Source organism: Actinomadura sp. NPDC049382 (assembly GCF_040677125.1).
GTDB lineage: Bacteria > Actinomycetota > Actinomycetes > Streptosporangiales > Streptosporangiaceae > Spirillospora > Spirillospora geliboluensis.
In genome coordinates this window covers 1-17949 of the sequence record NZ_JBFARO010000160.1, presented here as the reverse complement: position 1 = coordinate 17949, position 17949 = coordinate 1, and the positions used below count along the sequence as shown (strand labels likewise).

Annotated in this window: 20 protein-coding genes; 11 read left to right on the top strand and 9 right to left on the bottom strand. The window is 73.8% G+C overall.

The features are described 5' to 3' along the window. Nucleotides 1-523: zinc-binding dehydrogenase (locus AB0K34_RS42100; RefSeq protein WP_364554287.1), on the top strand; the 523-nt coding region annotated here is incomplete at its 5' end. Here AB0K34_RS42100 and AB0K34_RS42095 read toward each other — a convergent pair. The 4 genes from AB0K34_RS42095 to AB0K34_RS42080 all read right to left on the bottom strand — a co-directional run bounded on the left by AB0K34_RS42095 (nt 510) and on the right by AB0K34_RS42080 (nt 3753). Then, entirely contained in the window at nt 510-1310 is an 801-nt protein-coding gene (locus AB0K34_RS42095; protein ID WP_301178280.1) for an IclR family transcriptional regulator C-terminal domain-containing protein, read from the bottom strand. The genes AB0K34_RS42100 and AB0K34_RS42095 overlap by 14 nt on opposite strands. 186 nt (nt 1311-1496) lie before the next feature. Then, nucleotides 1497-1949, bottom strand: coding sequence for a MaoC family dehydratase (locus AB0K34_RS42090; RefSeq protein ID WP_301178279.1), 453 nt, complete (start codon nt 1947-1949; stop codon nt 1497-1499). Then, complete coding sequence (locus AB0K34_RS42085; RefSeq protein WP_301178278.1) at nt 1946-2842, bottom strand: amidohydrolase family protein; 897 nt, start codon at nt 2840-2842, stop codon at nt 1946-1948. The genes AB0K34_RS42090 and AB0K34_RS42085 overlap by 4 nt, the downstream gene beginning before the upstream one ends. Continuing rightward, complete coding sequence (locus AB0K34_RS42080) at nt 2839-3753, bottom strand: SDR family NAD(P)-dependent oxidoreductase (protein ID WP_364554286.1); 915 nt, start codon at nt 3751-3753, stop codon at nt 2839-2841. The genes AB0K34_RS42085 and AB0K34_RS42080 overlap by 4 nt, the downstream gene beginning before the upstream one ends. A gap of 190 nt (nt 3754-3943) precedes the next feature. Between AB0K34_RS42080 and AB0K34_RS42075 the strand changes: the two genes are divergently transcribed. After that, the gene (locus tag AB0K34_RS42075) at nt 3944-4795 is read left to right on the top strand and encodes a PaaX family transcriptional regulator C-terminal domain-containing protein (protein ID WP_138635246.1); all 852 of its coding nucleotides are present in this window, start codon (nt 3944-3946) and stop codon (nt 4793-4795) included. 215 nt (nt 4796-5010) lie between these two features. Then, the gene (locus AB0K34_RS42070) at nt 5011-6225 is read left to right on the top strand and encodes a cytochrome P450 (protein WP_301177834.1); all 1215 of its coding nucleotides are present in this window, start codon (nt 5011-5013) and stop codon (nt 6223-6225) included. A 69-nt stretch (nt 6226-6294) separates the two neighbouring features. Here AB0K34_RS42070 and ligD read toward each other — a convergent pair whose 3' ends face one another. From ligD to AB0K34_RS42050, 4 genes are all read right to left on the bottom strand, one after another. Continuing rightward, nucleotides 6295-7251, bottom strand: a complete 957-nt coding sequence (gene ligD, locus AB0K34_RS42065; RefSeq protein WP_301177835.1) for a non-homologous end-joining DNA ligase — start codon at nt 7249-7251, stop codon at nt 6295-6297. A 35-nt stretch (nt 7252-7286) separates the two neighbouring features. Next, entirely contained in the window at nt 7287-8291 is a 1005-nt protein-coding gene (locus AB0K34_RS42060; protein ID WP_138635241.1) for a transglutaminase domain-containing protein, read from the bottom strand. Between the two features lies 1 nt (nt 8292). Continuing rightward, entirely contained in the window at nt 8293-9762 is a 1470-nt protein-coding gene (locus AB0K34_RS42055) for an NAD(P)/FAD-dependent oxidoreductase (protein WP_301177836.1), read from the bottom strand. Nucleotides 9763-9873: 111 nt separating this feature from the next. Further along, on the bottom strand, nt 9874-10149 hold the full coding sequence (locus AB0K34_RS42050) for a sulfurtransferase TusA family protein (protein WP_301177837.1): 276 nt from the start codon (nt 10147-10149) through the stop codon (nt 9874-9876). 431 nt (nt 10150-10580) lie between these two features. Between AB0K34_RS42050 and AB0K34_RS42045 the strand changes: the two genes are divergently transcribed. Then, nucleotides 10581-10925, top strand: a complete 345-nt coding sequence (locus AB0K34_RS42045) for an STAS domain-containing protein (RefSeq protein WP_171068878.1) — start codon at nt 10581-10583, stop codon at nt 10923-10925. A gap of 32 nt (nt 10926-10957) precedes the next feature. On the opposite strand, the gene AB0K34_RS42040 is transcribed toward AB0K34_RS42045, so the two are convergent. After that, nucleotides 10958-12115, bottom strand: a complete 1158-nt coding sequence (locus AB0K34_RS42040; RefSeq protein ID WP_205719123.1) for an ROK family protein — start codon at nt 12113-12115, stop codon at nt 10958-10960. A gap of 116 nt (nt 12116-12231) precedes the next feature. Between AB0K34_RS42040 and AB0K34_RS42035 the strand changes: the two genes are divergently transcribed. From AB0K34_RS42035 to AB0K34_RS42005, 7 genes are all read left to right on the top strand, one after another. After that, complete coding sequence (locus tag AB0K34_RS42035; RefSeq protein WP_138635233.1) at nt 12232-12960, top strand: amino acid ABC transporter ATP-binding protein; 729 nt, start codon at nt 12232-12234, stop codon at nt 12958-12960. A 53-nt stretch (nt 12961-13013) separates the two neighbouring features. Beyond that, nucleotides 13014-13949, top strand: a complete 936-nt coding sequence (locus AB0K34_RS42030; RefSeq protein WP_364554285.1) for a glutamate ABC transporter substrate-binding protein — start codon at nt 13014-13016, stop codon at nt 13947-13949. 11 nt (nt 13950-13960) lie between these two features. Further along, a complete protein-coding gene (locus tag AB0K34_RS42025; protein ID WP_138635229.1) occupies nt 13961-14605 on the top strand; it encodes an amino acid ABC transporter permease in 645 nt (214 codons plus the stop codon). Beyond that, nucleotides 14602-15477, top strand: coding sequence for an amino acid ABC transporter permease (locus AB0K34_RS42020; protein ID WP_364554284.1), 876 nt, complete (start codon nt 14602-14604; stop codon nt 15475-15477). The genes AB0K34_RS42025 and AB0K34_RS42020 overlap by 4 nt, the downstream gene beginning before the upstream one ends. 11 nt (nt 15478-15488) lie before the next feature. Beyond that, nucleotides 15489-16430 carry an asparaginase gene (locus tag AB0K34_RS42015; RefSeq protein WP_364554283.1) on the top strand — a complete coding sequence of 314 codons (942 nt, stop codon included), beginning with the start codon at nt 15489-15491 and terminating at the stop codon, nt 16428-16430. After that, nucleotides 16427-17170 carry a copper homeostasis protein CutC gene (locus tag AB0K34_RS42010; RefSeq protein ID WP_301177841.1) on the top strand — a complete coding sequence of 248 codons (744 nt, stop codon included), beginning with the start codon at nt 16427-16429 and terminating at the stop codon, nt 17168-17170. Before AB0K34_RS42015 ends, AB0K34_RS42010 begins: the two co-directional genes overlap by 4 nt. A gap of 150 nt (nt 17171-17320) precedes the next feature. Continuing rightward, nucleotides 17321-17949 (top strand): maltotransferase domain-containing protein (locus AB0K34_RS42005; RefSeq protein ID WP_364554282.1); only part of this gene is annotated, 629 nt, incomplete at its 3' end.

Genomic DNA, 17949 nt, shown 5'->3' with positions numbered 1-17949 from the left:
CGTCGGCCAGGCCGCCGTGCAGCTCGCGCGGGCGGCGGGCGCGCGGCGGATCGTCGCCGGCGCCCGGTCGCCGGACGCCCGGGCGCCGGCGGCGGCGGCCGGCGCGGACGCGGTCGTCGCCCTCGACACCGCCGACGTCGCCGAGCTGGCCCGGCGGTTCGCGGACGCCGCCGACGGACCGGTGGACCTGGTCCTCGATCCGCTGTTCGGCGCCCCGGCGGCGGCAGCGGCGCGGACGCTGCGCCCCGGCGGGCGGCTCGTCAACCTCGGAGGCTCGGCGGGCGAGACGTGCCCGATCGACTCCGCCACCCTGCGCGGGAGGTCGCTGCGGCTGCTCGGCTACACCAACAACGAGCTGTCGGCGGAGCAGCGGGCGGCGTCGATCGCGTTCGTCGCGGAGCGGGCCGCGTCCGGGAGCCTGGCCGTGGCCCACGAGACCGCGCCCCTGGAGGACGCGGCGGACGCGTGGCGGCGCCAGGGCGACGGGACGGCGGCGGGGCGGATCGTCCTCACCCCGCGGTGACCTGGGGGACGGTCTCCAGCCGGGCGAAGTCGGCGCTGATCTCCCCCGCCGTGTGCAGCAGCAGCGGCAGGTGCTCCTCCAGCAGCTGCTCGACGGGCGTCTCGGCGGCGTGGGTGTTGACGTTGATGCCCGCGATGACCTTGCCCGAGCCGTCCCGCAGCGGCGCCGCGACCGAGCGGATGCCGCGGGCGAGCTGCTCGTCGGTCAGCGCCCAGCCGCGCGCCCGCACCTCGCGCAGCTCCGCGTCCCGCTCGGCCTTGGTGAGCTGGACGCGCGGCTCCAGCCCGGAGCGGGTCGGCTCGGCGAGGATCCGGTCGACCTCGGCGGGGTCGAGCGCGGCGAGCTGCACCTTGCCGAGCGAGGTCTGCAGCGCGGGGAACCGGGTGCCGATCTGCACCGCCAGCGCGACGATCTTCGGAACGGCGACGCGCGCGACGTAGACGATGTCGGACCCGTCGAGCTGCGCGATCGAGCACGACTCGTTCGTCCGGGCGACGAGCCGCTCCATGTGCGGGCGCGCCACGTCCCACAGGCCCATGGACCGGACGTAGGCGACGCCGAGGTCGAGCACGCGCGGGGTGAGCGCGTAGCCGCCCTCGCCCGCCCGGACGTAGCCGAGCTCCTGCAGCGTGAGCAGCACGCGGCGGGCGGTCGGCCGGGCGAGCCCGGCGGCCTCGGCGACCTGCGCGAGGGTCATCACCGGCCGCCGCGCCTCGAACGCGGTGATGACGTCCAGGCCCCGGGCCAGCGCCTCGATGAAATCCGGTCCGGTGCCTTCCCGTGGCATCGATCATCCCCTCGCCGGCCGTCTCAGATCACTCGGCTGTCCATCATACGGACACCTGACCGGAGGTCCGCGACCCGCCCCTGTCGGGGCGTGCCGCGGACCCGGGCGGCGGAGGGTGCGGCCGGCCGGCGGGAGCGGACGCAGAGCGGACAGCCCGGCCCGGCGGGATGGGGCTAGGGGATGAGGCTAGGGGATGAAGCGGAAGATGCTCTGGAGGACGCAGGCGGGCTTGTCGGCGTTCTCGATCTCCACGACGAGGTCGGCGGTGACCTGGACGCCGCCGGCGACGTCCGCCACGTCCGCGAGGGTTCCGGAGAGGCGGATGCGGGAGCCGGCCGGGACGGGGGCCGGGAAGCGCACCTTGTTCAGCCCGTAGTTGATCTTCGTGGTGACGCCGGTGACGTCGAGCAGCTCCGTCCACAGCGGGATGACCAGCGACAGCGTCAGGTAGCCGTGCGCGACCGGGCCGCCGAACGGGCCGTCCTTGGCGCGCTCGGGGTCGACGTGGATCCACTGGTGGTCGTCGGTGGCGTCGGCGAAGGTGTCGATGCGGGACTGGTCCACCTCCAGCCAGCGGCTGGTGCCGAGCGAGCCGCCCGCCAGGCTCTTCAGGTCCGCGTACGCGACGGTCGTGCTCATGCCTCCTCCTCGCCCGCCGGAGCCAGGCCCAGGGCCCGCACGGCGTTGTCCTTCAGGATCTTGGGGCGGACGTGCGGCTTGATCTCCAGCTCCGCGAAGTCGCGCCGCCACCGGTCCGGGGTGATGACCGGGTAGTCGGAACCGAACAGGACCTTGTCCTGCAGCAGCCCGTTGGCGTACCGGACGAGCTGCGGCGGGAAGTACTTCGGCGACCAGCCGGACAGGTCGATGTAGACGTTCGGCTTGTGCGTGGCGACGGCGAGCGCCTCGTCCTGCCAGGGGAACGAGGGGTGCGCCATGATGATCGTCAGTTCGGGGAGGTCGACGGCGACGCCGTCCAGCAGCATCGGGTTGGACAGGCCGAGCCGGATGCCTCCGCCGCCCGGCATCCCGGCGCCGATCCCGGTCTGCCCGGTGTGGAACAGGGCCGGGACGCCGTGCTCGGCGGCGACCTCCAGCAGCGGGTACGCGCTGCGGTCGTCGGGTGCGAAGCCCTGCAGCGACGGGTGGAACTTGATGCCGCGGACGCCGCGCTCCTCGATCAGCCGGCGGAACGTCCGGGCGCCGGCGCGCCCCTTGGCCGGGTCGATGCTCGCGAACGGGATGAGCACGTCGGGGTGTTCGGCGGCGCGGTCGGCGATCTCCTCGCTGGAGATGGCGGGGTGCCCGGTGGCGTTCTCCATGTCGACGGTGAACACGACGGCCGCCGTCCGCCGCTCGCGGTAGTAGGCGGCGATCTCGTCGATCGCCGGCGTGCGGTTCTGGTCGGCGCCGAAGTACTTCGCCGACGCCTCCATGAACTCCTCCGGCAGCGACAGGTGGCCGTGCCCGTCGGACTCGACGTGGACGTGGACGTCGATCGCCTCCAGCGCGGCCAGGTCGAGGCCGCTCACGCGGCGCCCTCCGGCGCCGCGGGGAGGTTCTCCCCCACGCTCTGCTCGTGCTCGGCGAAGACCGCCGGCCAGACCCCGGCGATGTCCGCCGCCGCCCAGCCGCCGTCCCGGTAGGCGGCGACGGCCTGGGTCGGGTGCGTCCAGAGCGAGAGCCGGTCGCCGCCGATCCCGATGGCCTGCCCGGTGATGCCGGACGCGGCGTCCGAGGCGAGGAAGGCCACCAGCCCGGCGGCGTCCTCGGGGGTGCCGAAGGCCAGCGCGCGGCGCGCGAACGGCGGCATGGCGCGGCCCTCCCGCATCGCCGCCACATAGGGCGCGAGCGCGGGGATCGTCTCGGTCATCGCGGTGGCGGCGACGGGCACGACCGCGTTGACGGTGACGTTCGCGCGGGCCAGCTCCATCGCCCAGGTCCGGACGAACCCGACGATCCCGGCCTTGGCCGCGGAGTAGTTCGTCTGGCCGAAGTTGCCGCGCTGCCCGGCCGGCGAGCCGACCAGGATGAGCCGGCCGCCCTCGCCCTGCTCGCGGAACCGGACCGCCGCCGCGCGGGCGCAGGTGAACGTGCCCTTCAGATGCACCCGGACGACGGTGTCGAAGTCGTCGTCGGTCATCTTCCACAGCACCCGGTCGCGCAGGACGCCGGCGTTGGTCACCATCACGTCGAGCCGGCCGAACTCCGCCACGGCCCGCGCGACCAGCGCGTCGGCGGCCTCGGCGGGGCCGACCGCGGCGGGGTGCGCGACGGCCCGCCCGCCCGCGGCGGCGATCCGCGCCGCGGCCGCCTCGGCGGCGCCGGCGTCCGCGTCGTTGACGACGACGGCCGCGCCGGCGCGGGCGAGTTCGCCGGCGTAGGCGAGACCGAGGCCCCGGCCGGCTCCGGTGACCACCGCCACCTTCCCGTTCAGCTCCATTGCCACCCTTCCGATCCGCGTTGTGCCCTAGAAGCTAGATTCATTGCTGTCGCTCGTCAAGATTTGATCGAATAAAGTGGGACGCGGCCGGAGACCGGGGGCGGCATGGTGGGATGTCCAGCGACGGCGCCGTCCCACCGATGGCGGCGTCCACCGATGGCGGCGAACGGCGACGACGGAGGGACGGGGCATGACCGGCGAGCAGGACGACGCGTCCGCGAGCGCACGGCCGCGCCGGCGCGCCCCGCAGCAGCTGCTGTTCAGCTTCCTCGGCTCGCTCGTCCTCGACCGCGGCCTCCCGCCGATCAGCTCCCGGGTCTTCCTGCACCTGCTGGAGGACCTCGGCGTCGCGGAGGCGGCCGGCCGCGCCACGCTCGCGCGGATGACCCGCAAGGGGCAGCTCGCCCGCGTCCGGGAGGGCCGCACCGCGCGGTTCTCGCTCACCCCCTGGGCCGAGGAGCTGCTCCGCGAGGCCACCCCCCGGGTCCGCTCGGCGGAGCCGTTCGCCCACCCCGGCGGCGAGTGGACGCTGCTCAGCTACTCCATGCCGGAGAGCCGCCGCGACCTGCGCCACCAGATCCGCGCCCGGCTGATCTGGGCCGGCTTCGGCGGGCTGCGCGACGGGCTGTGGATCGCGCCCGGCCGGGTCGACATAGACGCGATCTTCGCCGGCCCCGCGTTCGCCGGGCTGGCGGAGCTGGCCGACGCGTTCTACTCCGTCCCGGTGGAGGGCACCGACGTGCCGCGGCTGCTGCGCCGCGCCTGGGACGTCCCGGCGATCCGCGCCGAGCACGAGTCGTTCATCGCGACCTGGACGCCGGACCGGGAGCGGCGCGGCAGCCCGCTCAGCCGGCTCACCCTCCTCGGCGCCGACTGGCTGCAACTGCTGCGCACCGACCCGGGGCTGCCCGCCGAGCACCTGCCCGCCGACTGGCCGGCGCCCGCGTCCACCGCCCTGTACCGGGAGCGGTTCGCCGCCCTCGAACCCGACGCCGCCGACCAGCTCCGCACCCTGCTCGCCGCCGACGCCGGCCGCCGCTGAACCGGCCGGGCGGCGGTGCGTACCGCTTGCCGTGCCACCCCGAATCCGGGCTCAGGATTTCCGCGCGGCCATTTAAGGAATGGCCGAAAATGCGGCCGCCGGACGAGTCCATGCGGTGATCTGGCGGCCCGGCGCGGCGCCCCGTACGTTGGCTGCGTCGGTCATTCGGGAGCCGCCCGCGGGTGCGCTCCGACGCGTCCGTGGAGAGGGCAACAATGGAGAATCCGCTCGTCATCGATCCGTCCGGCGGCGACGTCCAGGGAGAGGCCGCGAAACTGCGGGCGCGCGGCCCGGTGACGCTCGTGGAACTGCCCGGCGGCGTCGTCGCGTGGGCGGTCACCGGCCAGGAGCAGCTGAAACGCCTGCTGGCCGATCCGCGGGTGTCGAAGGACCCGAATCTGCACTGGACGAAGTACATCGACGGCGAGATCGCCGAAGACTGGCCGCTGCGCCTGTGGGTCTCGGTGCGCAACATGTTCACCGCCTACGGCGAGGACCACCGCCGGCTGCGCGCCATCATCTCCCGGGCGTTCACGCCCCGCCGCACCGAGGCGCTCCGGCCCGACGTCGAGCGGATCACCGCCGGCCTGCTGGACGGGCTCGCCGCCGCCCCCGGCGGGCGCGCCGACCTGCGCGAGGCGTTCGCCTACCCGCTGCCGATCGAGGTGATCTGCCGGCTGTTCGGCGTCCCGGAGGAGACGCGGCCGAGCCTGCGCCGGTGCGTGGACGGCATCTTCAACACCGCGCTGACCGCGGAGGAGGCCATCGCCAACCAGACCGAGATGTACGGCATCCTGCAGGACTTCGTCGCGTTCCGGCGCCGCAAGCCCGCCGACGACCTGGCCGGCGTGCTGATCTCCTCCCGCGACGAGGACGGGTCGCGGCTCAGCGAGGAGGAACTGGTCGACACGCTGATCCTGATGATCTCCGCCGGGCACGAGACCACGGTGAACCTGCTCGACCAGGCGATCACCGCGCTGCTGACGCATCCGGAGCAGCGCGCGCTCGTCCGGGCCGGGTCGGTGCCGTGGACGGAGGTGATCGAGGAGGCGCTGCGCTGGCAGCCGCCCGTGGCGAACCTGCCGCTGCGCTACGCCGTCGAGGACATCGACGTCGACGGCGTCACGATCGGCAAGGGCGAGGCGATCCTCGCCGCCTACGCGGCGGCCGGGCGCGACCTTTCCCTGCACGGCGACAGCGCCGACGCCTTCGACATCACCCGGGCCGTCAAGGAGCACATCTCCTTCGGCCACGGCGTGCACTTCTGCGTGGGCTCGCCTCTCGCGCGGATGGAGGCCGAGATCGCCCTTCCGGCGCTTTTCGCCCGCTTCCCGGATATGGAGCTCGCCGTCGATCCGGGCGAGCTGCGGCCGGTCGAGTCGTTCATCTCCAACGGGCACCGGTCGCTGCCGGTCAGGCTGAATTCCTGAGCTTTCGCCGCGCTTTTCCCCGGCCTGCTCGCGAGACCGGGGAAAAGCGCGGGACGGCCCGCGGACGCGTCAGCCGGCGTCGCGGCGCGCCCTGGCCCGGCGCTTGCCCTCGTGCATCGCCTGGACCCGCGCGATCGGGATCGTGTGCCCCTCCTCCACCAGGTCGGCGGGGAGGGACTGCGGTGCCGGCATCAGCTCCGACCACGGGTCGCGGTCGCCGAGGACGCCGAGCGCGGTCCTGATCGTGAAGTCGGCCGGGGCGACGCCGTCGAGGTCGTCCCACGCGACGGGGAACGAGACGGGCGCGCCGGGGCGGATGCGCGGGCTGTAGGCGGCGGCGACGGTCGCGCCGCCCGCTCGGGTCGAGTCGAGGAACACCTTGCCGCCGCGGTCCTCGCGGATGAACGCGGTCGTCGCGAGTTCGGGGTCGAGCCGCTCGGCGCGGGCGCCGAGCGCGCGGGTTGCGGCGGCGACGTCCTCGACCTCGGCCGTGCCGTCCAGCGGGACGAACACGTGCACGCCCTTCGCGCCGCTGGTCTTCACCGCGCCCGCCAGCCCGCAGTCGTCCAGCGCCCGCCGGACCAGATGCGCGGCCCGCACCGCCGCGCCGAACGCGTCGGCGCCCGGCGGGTCGATGTCGATCACGAGGTGGGTGGGGCGGTGCGGCGCGTCCGCGCGAAACAGCGGCGGGTGGTACTCGACGGCGCGCTGGTTGGCGAACCACAGCAGGGTGCGGCGGTCGTCGCACAGCGCGTACGACACCTCGCGCCGCGACGTCTCCGCCCACACCGTCACGGTCCGCACCCAGGACGGGGTGTACTTCGGGACGTTCTTCTGCATGAACGGCTTCTGGCCGCGCAGCACGCGGATCACCGACAGCGGACGCCCGGCCAGCTGCGGCACGAGGCGCCCGGCGACGGCGTCCAGGTAGTCGACCAGGTCGCGCTTGGTCGCGTCGGCCCCCTCGAACAGGGGCTGGTCGAGGTTCGTCAGCCGGACCCCGTCACGCTCCTCATCGGCGCTCACCCCACCACCATCGCACGCCCGTCCGACAGACCCGCTCAGGCCACGGGGACGAGGGACGCGCTCACGCGGGGCACATGGCCGGCGGCGCAGGTGTGGGACGCGATGTCGGCGCCGACGCCGAGCGCGGTGGGGACGAGCCGGTTGGTGCGGAAGGCGATGCCGGGGTCGCGCAGCATCGGGTTCGCGCCCGGGATCACCTCGGCGAGCAGCACGAACGTCGGGTCGATGACCTTGGTGACGCCGTCCTCGTCCTCGACCTCCACCCAGGCGTGCACCAGGTCGGGCAGGCCGACGACCCAGCCGATCCGCGTCGTCGCGGGGATGCCCTCCTCCCGGCACAGCCGGGCGATGTAGCGGCTGGCCGAGCCGCAGCTGGCGAACCCGCGCGGCACGAGGGACTCGTCGTCGCGCATCGCCTCGGGGAGGCGCAGCCAGCGCAGCTCGGCGCCCATGAACTCGCGCAGGATCGCGCGGAGGGCGGGCGAGCGCAGCACCGGGCAGTCGCCGACCGTCCGCAGGACGGCGGAGAGGGTGAGCGCGGGGCCGGACGCGCGGGCGGTCGCCGCCGTCCCCGCGTGCTCGTTGCGCGCCGCGCCGGCCGGGTGCGCGCGGACGTGGCGGACCCGCCCGCCGTAGGCGCCGGTCCGCGGCCGGGCGAGGGTGTTGCGGGCGCCGGGGCGGCAGCCGTCCGGGGAGCCGCAGGCGACGCGCAGCTCGAACCGGGAGACGCGCGGCGCGATGAGGTCCTCGCAGGACGCGCGGGTCCAGCGCAGGGCGGAGGCGACGGTCCGCTCGATCCCGGTGCGGCCGGAGCCGGAGTAGAGGGCGATGTTGAAGATGTCCCGGGAGTCGAAGCGCTCCCGGCCGCGTTCGCCGGTCGCCGGGAGGCCGTGCCGGACGAGGTCGGTCAGGGTGGCGTCGGGACAGGCGAGCATCGCGGCGGCGTCGGCGCGGCCGGTGTCGGGGCGGTGGTGCTCGGGCGGGATGACGAGGAGGCCGTCCAGGGTGCGCAGCAGCGGGTGAGCGGTGGCCCGGCCCATGTCAGCGCTTCACGAACCGGTAGTCGGACGGGTCGAGGGTGCGGGTCCGGCGGCGGTAGGCGAGCATCGATCCGGGCCAGTTGCTGGCGTTGCGGCGGCCGTCGCGCAGGTACCAGCTGGTGCAGCCGCCGGCGTTCCAGACCGTCCCGTCCAGGCGGCGCTGGAGACGTTCGTCGAACTCGGAGAGCACGCCCTCGCGGACGTCCATGTAGAGCACCTCCGGGTCGCGCAGGGCGCGGACGGCCTGCACGATATAGGCGATCTGGCTCTCCAGCATGTGTACCACTGACCCGGAGCCCACGTTGGTGTTGGGCCCGTACATCAGGAAGAAGTTCGGGAAACCGGCGACGGTCAGGCCGAGGTAGGCGCGCGGGCCGTCCTGCCAGGCGTCGTCCAGGGCACGTCCGTCCAGGCCGGTGACGCGCATGGGTGCGACGAAGTCGTGCGACCGGAAGCCCGTGCCCATGATGATGGTGTCGACCTGGTGGGCGGTGCCGTCCGAGGTGACGACCGCGTCGGGCGCGACCTTCACGATGGGGCTGGTGACGACGTCGACGTGCGGCAGGTTGAGCGTCCGGTAGTAGTCGCTGGAGACCAGGACGCGCTTGCAGCCGAGTTCGTAGCCGGGCGTGAGGTCGCGGCGGGTCCGCTTGTCGCGCACCGCCCACCGGGTGGTGCGGCACAGCGCCCGGATGTGCGCGGACAGCACCCGGCGGCCGCGCGGGGAGATCAGCATCGGGTTGAGCAGGGCCTCGAACCAGAGGAACACCCCGAGCCTGGACAGCCGCTGGAGGACGGGGAGCCGGCGGTTGAGCCGGGAGCGGAGGCGGGGGTAGCGGCGGTCCCACTTCCAGCCGACCCACTGCGGCTCCCGCTGGAAGACGGTGAGCGTCGCGGCGTCCGGCGCGATCCGCGGGACGAACTGGACGGCGCTCGCCCCGTTGCCGATGACGGCGATCCGCCGTCCGGCGAGGTCGTGGCCGTGGTCCCAGCGCGCGGAGTGGAACGCGGTGCCGGCGAACGTCTCCAGGCCGGGGATGTCGGGCAGGGCCGGGCGGCTGAGCTGGCCGCACGCCGAGACCAGGACGTCCGCCGCGAACTCCTCGCCGGCGGCCGTCCGGATGGTCCAGCGCCCGGTCGCGGCGTCGAAGTCGGCGCCGGTGACCTCCGTCCCGAACCGGAAGTGCTCGGTGACGCCGTACTTGCGCGCGCAGTCCCGGAGGTAGTCGAGGATCTCCGGCTGCGGCGCGAACCGGCGCGACCAGTCGTGCTTCGGCTCGAAGGAGTAGGAGTACAGGTGCGAGGGGGCGTCGCAGGCGGCGCCGGGGTAGGTGTTCTCCCGCCAGACGCCGCCGAGGCCGTCCGCCCGCTCGAACACGGTCAGCTCGGTGCACCCGGCGCGTTTCAGCGCGATGGCCAGCCCCAGCCCGCTGAACCCGCTTCCGACGATCGCGACAGACGGCCCGCTCATGCCAACGTCCCTTCACCGCCACCGCCCGCCAGCCTAACCGCTCATTGGCGCATCGCCAATAGACGTCCGGACGGCGTCCGGCAAGCTGCGGAACGGGGGCCGGACGCGCGGTCAGCGCGGGCGCCAGGGCGACTCCGGGGAGGTCGGACGAGGGTCGGCGGCCACCTGGAGCGCGTAGGTCGGGGACGCGGCGGCCTCGACGGGGCCCAGGTAGCCGTGGCCGGTCAGATGGCACCAGGCGGGCAGGTCGATGGGAGCGGCCGGGTCGCCGGCGATCAGGTGCACGACCGTCCCGGGCGCGAGGCCGGCGAGGTGCCCGCGCAGCTCCAGCAGCAGGCGCACGCAGGACCGGTCGCCGCCGTCGATGACCACTGGGTCCGCGCTCATTCCCACACCCCCGGTTCTAGCAGGCCGCAGGGTGAAATATAGGGGTTTGCCCCCACCGGGCCGCCGGTGGGAGGGCGGGCGTGAACTCTCAGCGCCCGGTTCGCATCCGGTAAGGGAAACTTCAGGAAGGACGACCAGACTGGCGCGAGGCACGCCGATCGTCCGGATGCGCCCCGCCGCGCACCCGCCTCCGCCCGGAGCGCGCGGAACGCCCGAACCCCGCTGGGGACGGGCTTCCGGGGTCCTTCAGATGCGACAAACCAGGACGAATCTCAAGTGAACGAGTTCGTCGCCGATATGGGCGAGGGAGGTCCTAGACTTGAACCTTTCTTTCAGGTTCCGTCCAGGATCGGGGCTTACAGTCGCAGTGAAGTACCCCCCGTTGTCATCCAGGTGAGGAAACCGATTTGGGGCGGACCATGGAGCTCGGAGTGGCACGTGTGGAGATCACGGACACCTGCGGGACGCTGACGTTCCCGGACGAGGTCGACCTGAGCAACGGCGAGGCGATCCTCGAGCAGGCCGTACGGCTCCTCGACTCCGGGACGCCCGCCCTCATCATCGATCTCAGCGGCTGCACGTTCTGCGACTCCAACGGGCTCAACGTCATCACCCGCTCGCAGATGCGGGCGAGCGAGCTGGGCGTCCCCATGTGGGTGGTGCTGCCGGCGCGCGGGCTCGTCCGCCGGGTGTCGGACGTGGCCGGGCTGCAGCGCCGCGTCGCGATCGCGCCGGACGTGGCGACCGCGCGGGAGGCGCTCGCCGCGCACCGCTAGCCGCCCCCGTCGGCCGCCGCTAGCGCTCGCCGCTACCGCTCGAGGACGCGGTCGATCCAGGTGTCGGCGGTGCCGAGCAGGAGGCGGCCCGCGCCGAGGACGCTGGCGTCGCGGCCGGCGCGCGAGGTGGCGATCTCCAGGTTGCGGGTGGCGAGCGGCAGGCAGCGCTCGTAGATGACGCCCCGGATGGTGGCGACGAGGGGTTCGGCGTTCGACAGGCTGCCGCCGATGACGAGCGCGTCGGGGTTGAAGAAGTTCACGAGCGCGGTCAGCACGTCGCCGATGAGCCGGCCGGCGGTGCGGACGGCGCTGGTCGCCTGCGGGACGCCGTCGGCGACGAGGTCCACGATCTCCGACGGGTGCTCGACGGCGATGCCCTGCGCGGTGAGGGCCGCGGCGAGCGCCGCGCCGCTGGCATGGGCCTCCAGGCAGTCGGGGTGACCGCAGGAGCAGTCGACCGTCGCCTCCGACAGGATCCGCACGTGGCTGATGTCGCCCGCGGCGCCGCGGCCCCGGTGCAGCCGGCCGTCCACGATGACGCCGCAGCCGATGCCGCTGCCGAGCTTGATGACCATGAGGTTGTCGAGGGACGGCCAGGACCGGCGGTGCTCGCCGACCGCCATGAGGTTGGCGTCGTTCTCGACCAGGACGGGCACCCCGGTCTGCCCGGCGACGTGGTCGCGGACGGGGAAGTCGTTCCAGCCGGGCATCCGGGACGGCGAGACGACCTGGCCGGTCGCGGGGTCGACGGGGCCGGGCAGCCCGATGCCGATGCCGCGGACCGGGACGTCCGCCAGCCCGTGCTCGCGGGCCAGCGCGCGCAGGCTCCGCACGACCAGGGTCAGCGTGGCCTCGGGCCCGGCGGCGATGTCGCAGCGCAGGTCGGACACCGCGAGCGGCGTCCCGGCGAGGTCGGCGGCGGCGAGCCGGGCGTGGTGCGCGCCGAGGTCGGCGACGAGGAGGACGCCCGCCTCCCGGGCCAGCCGGAGGCGGCGGGGCCGCCGGCCCCCGCGCGAGGCCCCGGCGCCCTCCTCGGCGAACAGGCCGGCCGCGATGAGCTGCTCGACCCGCAGCGAGACGCTGGAGGCGGCGAGCCCGGACAGCCGGGCGAGCTCGGCCCGCGACTCCGCCCGGCCGGTCGCCACCAGCCGCACGAGCGCCGCCGGTCCGTCGTCCCCTCTGTTACGCACCCCAGATAGATAGCATGCGCGAACTTGGTACAGCAACGTGTTGACTTACGTCGATTTTTACATCTATCGTCGCGCTTGGCTTCGATATCGAAGGAAGTTGGATCGTAGGTGACCGAATGATCGAGGTGCGCGGGCTCAGCAAGCGCTTCGGCGGCCACACCGCGCTGCGCGACGTCGATCTCGACGTCGCGCGCGGCGAGGTGGTCGTGGTGATCGGCCCGTCCGGGTCGGGCAAGTCCACGCTCTGCCGGTGCCTGAACCGGCTGGAGACGCCGGACGAGGGCGTGATCCGCATCGACGGCGAGGAGCTGCCCGCCGAGGGGCGCGCCCTCGCCCGCCTGCGCGCGGACGTCGGCATGGTGTTCCAGTCGTTCAACCTGTTCCAGCACAAGACCGTCCTGCAGAACATGACGCTCGCGCCCACGCGGGTGCGCGGGCTGTCGCGCGCCGAGGCCGAGCGGCGCGGCCGCGAACTGCTCGACCGGGTCGGCATCGGCGAGCAGGCGGACAAGCTGCCCGCGCAGCTGTCCGGCGGCCAGCAGCAGCGCGCCGCGATCGCCCGCGCGCTCGCGATGCGGCCGAAGGCGATGCTGTTCGACGAGCCGACCTCCGCGCTCGACCCCGAGATGGTCGGCGAGGTCCTCGACGTGATGACGGGCCTCGCCCGCGACGGCATGACGATGGTCGTCGTCACCCATGAGATGGGGTTCGCGCGCAAGGTCGCCGACCGCGTCGTGTTCATGGCGGACGGCGAGGTCGTCGAGTCCGGCACCCCGGCCGCCTTCTTCGACTCCCCCGCCACCGACCGGGCCCGGGACTTCCTGGCCAAGGTCCTCAGCCACTAGTGGCACCCCCGGCGCGCCGCCCATGGCGCGCCACCCGAGAAAGGTTGATGATCATGGTGCGTTCCTCTGCGGGGCTGCGGCGGGCGGCGGTGGCCGCGGTCGCCGCGCTGTCGCTGACGGGCCTCGCGGCCTGCTCCGGCGGCGACTCCGACTCGGCCGTGCCCGGCGCCGGCGGCGGCAAGACCGACGACCTGCTCGCCTCCGCCCCGGTCGCCGCCGACATCCCGGCCGGCTCCACCATGGAGAAGATCAAGCAGCGCGGGGAGCTGGTCGTGGGCGGCTCGCTGGACGCGCCGCTGCTGTCCCAGCAGAACCCGGCGACCAAGAAGGTCGAGGGGCTGGACGCCGACTTCGGCCGGCTGCTCGCCAAGTACATCATCGGCAAGCCCAACGTGAAGATCGTCAACTCGGCGTCGGAGACGCGCGAGGCGCTGCTGTCCAACGGCACCGTGGACGTGGTCTTCCAGACCTACAGCATCACGCCGGAGCGCGCGAAGCAGGTCGCGTTCGCCGGGCCGTACTACAGCTCCGGCCTCGTCATCGCCACCAAGAAGGACGAGACGGGCATCAAGACCCCGGCCGACCTGAAGGGCAAGACGGTCATCGCGGGCGCCAACACCCCGGCGATCCCGGCGATCAAGAAGGCCGCCCCGGACGCGAAGATCGTCACGTTCGGCAGCGACCCCGAGTGCGTCCAGGCGCTCAAGCAGGGCCGCGGCGACGCCTACGTCCAGGACCAGGCCGTGCTGCTCGCCACCGCGAAGCAGGACCCGAGCGTGCAGATCCAGGGCGAGCCGTTCACCGAGGACCCGTACGGCATCGGCCTCAAGCACGGCGACGCCCAGATGAAGCAGTTCGTCAACGACTGGCTCAAGAAGATCCAGGAGTCCGGGCTGTGGGCGAAGGTCTGGAAGAACTCGATCGGGACGGTCGTCCAGGGTGACGCCCCGCAGCCGCCCGCGATCGGCTCCGCGCCGGGCTCGGAGTAACCCCTCCTCCCATGGACGTCATCACCGACCACCTCGGGGAGTTCGGCGACGGGCTGCTGCTGACCGTCGAGCTGACGCTGCTGGCGCTCGCCGGCGCGCTCGCCGCCGGCGTCCTCGTCGCCGCGATGCGGGTGAGCCCGGTGCGGGTGCTCCGCGCCGCGGGGATGGCCTACGTCGAGCTCCTGCAGAACATCCCGCTGCTGGTCTGGCTGGTCATCGCCGTGTTCGGGCTCCCCGAGATCGGGGTGATCGCCGGGCTGTTCACCACCTCGGTCGTCGTCATCGCCCTCTACCAGGGGGCGTACATGGCCGAGGCGATCCGGTCCGGGATCAACGCGGTGCCGGCCGGGCAGGGCGAGGCCGCCCGCGCGCTCGGGCTGACGTTCGTGCAGTCGCTGCGGCTGGTCGTCCTCCCGCAGGCGCTGCGGACGGTCGTCCAGCCGCTCGGCAACATCGCGATCATGACGCTGATGAACACCGCGCTCGCGGCGGCGGTCGGCGTGGTGGAGCTGACCGCGGCCGCGAACCGGGTCAACCTCGCCGAGGCGCAGCCGATCTGGATCTTCGTGACGGCGGGCCTGGGCTACATGGCGCTGTCGGGGGTCTTCGGGCTGGTCACCGGCGGCCTCGAACGGAAGCTGGCGATCCTGCGATGAAGAAGACCGCGGACACCGGGAACTCCGCGCGGCTGCTGTTCGACGAGCCGGGGCCGCGCGCCCGCCGCCGCATCCGGATCACCACCGCGCTGACGCTGCTGGGCGGCGCCGTCCTGGTCGCGCTCGCGCTGCGGCAGTTCGCCGACAACGGCCAGCTCGCCGCCGACCGGTGGCGCCCGTACGGGACATGGGTCATGTGGCGGTACCTCCTCGAGGGACTGCGCTCCACCCTGTACGCGGCGGCCGTGTCCATCGCGCTGGCCATGGCGGCGGGCATCCTGCTCGCGCTCGGCCGGGTCTCGCCGTCGCGGTGGCTGCGCGTCCCGTCCGCCGCCTACGTCGAGATCGTGCGGACGATCCCGGCGCTGCTGCTGGTCTACATCGTGCTGTTCGCGCTGCCGAAGTACGGCGTCGACCTGCCGCTGTTCTGGAAGCTCGTCGTGCCGCTGTCGGTGTCCAACGCCGCCGCGTTCGCGGAGATCTTCCGGGCCGGGATCCGCTCGGTGGAGCGCGGCCAGCTGGAGGCGGGCCTCGCGCTCGGCCTGACCCGCGGCCGGGCGATGCGGCTGATCGTGCTGCCGCAGGCGGCGCGGCGGGTGCTGCCGTCGCTGGTCAGCCAGTCCGCCGGGCTGCTGAAGGACACCTCGCTCGGGTACGTCGTCAGCTACGCCGAGCTGCTCTACAGCGGCAAGGTCCTCGCGAACTACAACCACCTGCTCATCCAGACCTACCTGGTGATCGCGCTGATCTACCTGGTGATCAACGCGTCGCTGGCCAAGCTCGCGCGGACGCTGGAGGCGCGGCAGCGCCACCGCCCGTCCCGCGCCGGCCGGGCCCCCGTCCGGGAGACCGTCCCGGCGGCGCAACCGTAACGAAGGAAGTCATGTACGAAGTGCTGGCCGAGGTCGTCCGGAACGGCTTCGTGGAGAGCCGCCACTACGGCAGCGTCGCGGGCCTCGCCCCCGACGGCTCGCTCGCCTACGCGCGCGGCGTCCCGGACGAGACCGTCCTGCCGCGCTCCACCACGAAGCCGTTCCAGGCGCTCGCCTGCCTGCGGGCCGGCGCGCCCCTCGCCGGGGAGCGCCTCGCGATCGCGGCGGGCAGCCACACCGGTGAGGACTTCCACGTCAAGACGGTCGAGGCGATGCTCGCGGACGCCGGCCTCGGCGTGGACGCCCTGCGGTGCCCGCCGTCCTGGCCGGAGGACGAGCCGGCGAAGGCGGCGCTCATCCGGGCCGGCGAGGGCGAGTCGCGGGTGCGGATGAACTGCTCCGGCAAGCACGCCGCCATGCTCGCCGCGTGCGCCGCGAACGGCTGGCCGGTCGACGCCTACCTCGACCCGTCGCACCCGCTGCAGCTGATGGTGCGGCAGGCCATGGCGGACGCGTCCGGCGAGGAGCCGGCGCCCGTCGCGATCGACGGCTGCGGCGCGCCGCTGTTCGGGCTGACCCTGACCGGCCTGGCCCGCGCCGCGCGCTCGCTCGTGCTGTCCGAAGGCTCCCGCCCGGTCGCGGACGCGATGCGCGCCCACCCCGAGTACGTCGGCGGGACGGGGCACGCCAACACCGAGTTCATGCGGGCGCTGCCCGGCACGGTCGCCAAGGGCGGCGCCGAGGGCGTGTTCATCGCCGCGACCGCCGACGGCCGCGCCGTCGCGGTGAAGGTCATCGACGGCAGCCCGCGCGCCACCACCGCCATCGCGCTGCTCGCGCTCGCCGCGCTCGGCGCCGACACCAGCCCGGCCGACCCGCTCGGCGCCGTCCCGGTCCTCGGCGGCGGGCGCCCGGTCGGCGAGATCCGCACCACCGAGGAAGGACGTTCGTGAGCCTCACCTACGAGATCTGCATCGACAGCGTCGCCGGCGCCATCGCCGCCGAGAAGGCGGGCGCGCACCGCGTCGAGCTGTGCGCGGCGCTGTTCGAGGGAGGGCTCACCCCGACCCTGGGCACGGTCCGCGCCGCGCTCGCGGCCGTGTCGTCGATCAAGGTGCACGTCATCATCCGCCCGCGCGGCGGCGACTTCATCTTCGACGAGCACGAGGTCGCGGCGATGGAGCACGACACGGCCCTCGTCCGGGAGGCCGGCGCGGACGGCATCGTGATCGGCGCGCTGACCCCGGAGGGGAGGATCGACCGGCCGGTGGCGGAGCGGCTCATCGCGGCGGCGGGCGGCCTGCCCGTCACCTTCCACCGCGCGTTCGACATGGCCGCCGACCCGTTCGGCGCGCTGGAGGAGCTCATCGACCTGGGCGTCGCCCGCGTCCTCACCTCCGGGCAGGACGTGAGCGTGCTGGAGGGCGCGCCGCTCATCGCCGAGCTGGTCGAGCGCGCCGGCGACCGCATCATCGTGATGCCGGGCGGCGGCGTCACGGACCGCAACGTCGCGCGGGTCGTCGCGGCGACCGGCGCCCGCGAGATCCACTTCGCCGCGCTCAGCGAGGAGCCGAGCCCGGCCGTGCACCGCAACCCGTACCCGTTCATGGGCGGGGAGCTGCGGCAGCCGGAGTACCGGCGGCTCGTCACCACCGGCGCCGGGGTCGCCTCGGTCATCCGCGCCGCCGGCTGACGTCCCGGCCGGGCCGCGCGCGGCCCGCTCCCCCGGCACGGCAGTTCTTTGCATGATCTTGTCGCGCCGGGGATGGCCGGAGGTTGCGGACGGGGCATGGATGTCTGCGACCGGCGCCGGAGGGACGGCGCCGAGAGCGGGAGCGGGCACATGCAGGTGAAGCTGGAGGCCGAACTCGGGCGCATTCCGATTCTGGACGTGTCGCCGGTGGTGGGGTGCGGCCGGTGGCCGGCGAAGGCCGTGGTCGGCGAGACGGTCGAGGTGTCGGCGACGGTGTTCCGGGAGGGGCACGAGCGGCTGGGCGCGGCGGTGGTGCTGCGCACGCCGGACGGCGAGGAGCTGCCCGGTGAGCGGATGGCCGAGGTCGGCGCGGGGCTGGACCGGTGGTCGGCGCTGGTGACGCCGACGGAGCTGGGGTCGTGGTCGTTCCGGGTGGAGGCGTGGGGCGACCCGATCGCGCACTGGTGGCACGACGCGCAGATCAAGGTGCCCCGCGGCCAGGACGTCGAACTCATGCTCACCGAGGGCGCGGCACTGTTCACCCGCGCCGCGCGCGAGGTCCCCGCGAAGGACCGGCGCGTCCTGACCCGGCTCACGCGCCTGCTGGTGGACGAGGACGTGGACGCGCTCGAACGTCTCGCCGCCGCAGGGGAACCGACCGTGCTGGACGTCGTGCGGCGCCACCCGCTGCGGGATCTGTTGACGGTGTCGGACTGGTACCCCCTGGTCGTGCACCGCCAACGCGCCCTCTACGGCGCCTGGTACGAGTTCTTCCCCCG